Below are 2,454 nucleotides of genomic sequence, written 5' to 3' on the forward strand. Positions count from 1 at the left end.
ATGTCTGTTGATATACCTAGGGTGAGAAAAGCAGTTATTACAGAAGAAACAAGGCTCATTTTGGATGAGTTACGGCGGTTTCGTCATCTGGTGAGAAGTGCTTATTCTTGCCAATTAGATGAGGAAAAGGTTTTAATCATCCCCCATGAAATTGTTAATTCTTATCAAACCATAATCAATGACATTCAATTGTTTTGTAATAATTTAAGTAAGGGAGAAACTTAATTAAAGATAACTGGTGATCGCACTGAATCTAAGTAAAGTGTATCAGGGCAAACATCTTGTTCATGAGGCCATAAGCAAAGTTATTCTGGACTTAAACGTACCTGTAGGGGCAAACCCCCTGTGGTTGACCCCGTGTTGCCCCTGTAGCGCACTAAGCAATACAAGCGCGTAAATCATTAAGAGTAATCATCAACGTCATCGGTTCAAGAGGAGACACGTCAAAACCTAAAGCCAAATAAAAATTCTTAGCTTCTTCTGAAATAGCATGAACAATAATTCCCCGAATACCAATGGTATCAGCCGCTTTAACAACCCGTAGCGCACCATCACGAAATAAACCGCATCCTAAACCTTGACCTTGGTAAGAAGTATCTACTGCCAATCGTGCCAAAATTACCACTGGAATTGGGTTAGGCATATTCCGCCGAAATTTACCATTAGCTGATTGTATACTAATCGCCCCGGAAGCAAGGGCGTAATACCCAACTACCCTATTGTCAACGCAGGTAACAAAAGTTCTAGTTGCACCACTGGCTTGATTAGCATAAGCTCGACGCTTCAACCAATCATCAAGAGAAGTAATTCCGCAGGAAAAATCAGTGATTGAGTGATAACTAGCCAGAGGTTCAGGTGGTGTCAAATTCATTCCTTCTCCCAAGGTGCGAGCGTCTGCATGGTTTTGCGTAAACGTTCATTAGGTTGAGGTGGTGCATCTAGAAGTGCGATAAATTCTGCATAAGCCTCTGGACTAGCCCAAAAAATAGTACGTTCGAGCAAAGTTTCCTCCGCAGCATTCCGCGCGGCTTCCAAAATAAAATCAGTTCTATTCTTACCTTGCACTTTGGCTGCCATATCGATCAAATTGCGTTCTTCTGGCTTAATTCGCAAATTTAGGGTATTACGCGGAGTCTTACTTTTTGTTTTACTACTCATAAGATGGGTGTGTAATTCCAAACTTAATTATTTTAACATAATGTAGTGACAACGACATTACACTATGTACGATACGATACCAGGATTTTTCAGAGAGATGAGCATCATTTGATGAAAGTCTAGGCTTCAAACCTTTCCATTATAACTGATAGGTAAAAGGTATGTCACCGCAGTAACACACCTTAAATACTGTTGGGTTTCGTTGTTTCAACCCAACCTACAAGAGCGGCGTGCTGCTATGCAGTGCCGTAGGCATCGCACTATTATTGAGGAATTAATTTAATTAAACTTCTTAAAGTAGCATTAACGGATTCCGAATTAGGAAAATATTTTTTAACATCAGGATCAAGAATAATTACATCATTTTGCGCTATTTTGTGCTGGAAAATGTTCAACCGTTTTTGTTCCATCTTCATGATGAATAGTAACGCTATGACCTTCCCGATACTGTTGGTAATATTTTCCGCGAACAGGATTTTTAAGTTGACTTAAATCATATTCTTCTCGCAAGTCATCTTCTAATTCATCTTGGATTTTCTCGTTCATAATATCTCCTTTCTTTGGGTGTAACTAATCTTGCACTAATTAAACGAATTTTATGATCACGATCCGTATAAGAAACAAATAGAAATTTACCTTGATCTGATAAACCTATTATAAGATAGCGATTCTCCCCTGTAGAATGGTCAGGATCATCGAAATTTACAGCTAAGGGATCATCAAATACGGTGGATGCTTCTTCAAAAGAAATGTTATGTTTTCTTTGATTTATTTTTGCTTTCTGTTTATCCCATTCAAATGCTAGTTCCAAATCATTGCCACTTTGCCAACTGAAATATCCCGCATTGTAACATATCCTGATGGCGGAATAACAATTTTTCCTGTGCGATCGCGTCTTGCCAAAGTTTGATTAATAGAGAGATATATAAGCGATCGCCGCTGATAGTAAAAGGTATGTCACCGCAGTAACACACCTTTATTAGTGTTGATTTTCGTTGTTTCAATCCAATCGAGAAGAAGTAGCGATCGCTTATGACAAAAATTGCTATCATAGAAACTATTGATATTCAATGATTTAGGGGTAATCATAATGACACAGTTAACTGAAGAACGAAAACAAGAGATTATTGCTGAAGTTTTAGCAGCGAGAGCAACCCGTGAACAATTTCTATTAGAGATGAAACAACGGCAACAAGCAGGGTTAAAAATTGCTCAAAAATGTGCTAGTCTCCTTAAAGAGAAGTAGGGAGTCACGAAAGTTGTTTTATTTGGTTCATTGTTAAATTATGAAGAAAT

Annotated in this window: 7 protein-coding genes; 2 read left to right on the forward strand and 5 right to left on the reverse strand. The window is 38.2% G+C overall.

The genetic code is table 11. The annotated features are described in order from the left end of the window. The coding region (locus tag O9295_RS20335; protein ID WP_502846515.1) for a ribonuclease toxin HepT-like protein at positions 1-225 on the forward strand (225 nt) is incomplete at its 5' end. A gap of 151 nt (positions 226-376) precedes the next feature. Here the strand turns inward: O9295_RS20335 and O9295_RS20340 are convergent. The 5 genes from O9295_RS20340 to O9295_RS20360 all read right to left on the reverse strand — a co-directional run bounded on the left by O9295_RS20340 (position 377) and on the right by O9295_RS20360 (position 2,210). Continuing rightward, a complete protein-coding gene (locus tag O9295_RS20340) occupies positions 377-871 on the reverse strand; it encodes a GNAT family N-acetyltransferase (RefSeq protein WP_002738857.1) in 495 nt (164 codons plus the stop codon). After that, positions 868-1,158: a type II toxin-antitoxin system TacA family antitoxin gene (locus O9295_RS20345; protein ID WP_002778803.1), complete on the reverse strand. Its 291-nt coding sequence runs from the start codon at positions 1,156-1,158 to the stop codon at positions 868-870. Before O9295_RS20345 ends, O9295_RS20340 begins: the two co-directional genes overlap by 4 nt. Positions 1,159-1,518: 360 nt before the next feature. Continuing rightward, positions 1,519-1,704 (reverse strand): hypothetical protein, encoded by a 186-nt coding sequence (locus tag O9295_RS20350; RefSeq protein ID WP_502846516.1) that lies wholly within the window; start codon positions 1,702-1,704, stop codon positions 1,519-1,521. Further along, on the reverse strand, positions 1,682-1,969 hold the full coding sequence (locus O9295_RS20355; RefSeq protein WP_072924714.1) for a BrnT family toxin: 288 nt from the start codon (positions 1,967-1,969) through the stop codon (positions 1,682-1,684). The genes O9295_RS20350 and O9295_RS20355 overlap by 23 nt, the downstream gene beginning before the upstream one ends. A 1-nt stretch (position 1,970) precedes the next feature. Further along, positions 1,971-2,210 (reverse strand): hypothetical protein, encoded by a 240-nt coding sequence (locus O9295_RS20360; protein ID WP_288034896.1) that lies wholly within the window; start codon positions 2,208-2,210, stop codon positions 1,971-1,973. Positions 2,211-2,248: 38 nt separating this feature from the next. Here O9295_RS20360 and O9295_RS20365 point away from each other — a divergent pair, with 38 nt between their 5' ends. Further along, the gene (locus O9295_RS20365; RefSeq protein WP_288034898.1) at positions 2,249-2,404 is read left to right on the forward strand and encodes a hypothetical protein; all 156 of its coding nucleotides are present in this window, start codon (positions 2,249-2,251) and stop codon (positions 2,402-2,404) included. Positions 2,405-2,454: the final 50 nt, after the last annotated feature.

The sequence above is a fragment of the Microcystis sp. LE18-22.4A genome, assembly GCF_027531105.1.
GTDB lineage: Bacteria > Cyanobacteriota > Cyanobacteriia > Cyanobacteriales > Microcystaceae > Microcystis > Microcystis aeruginosa.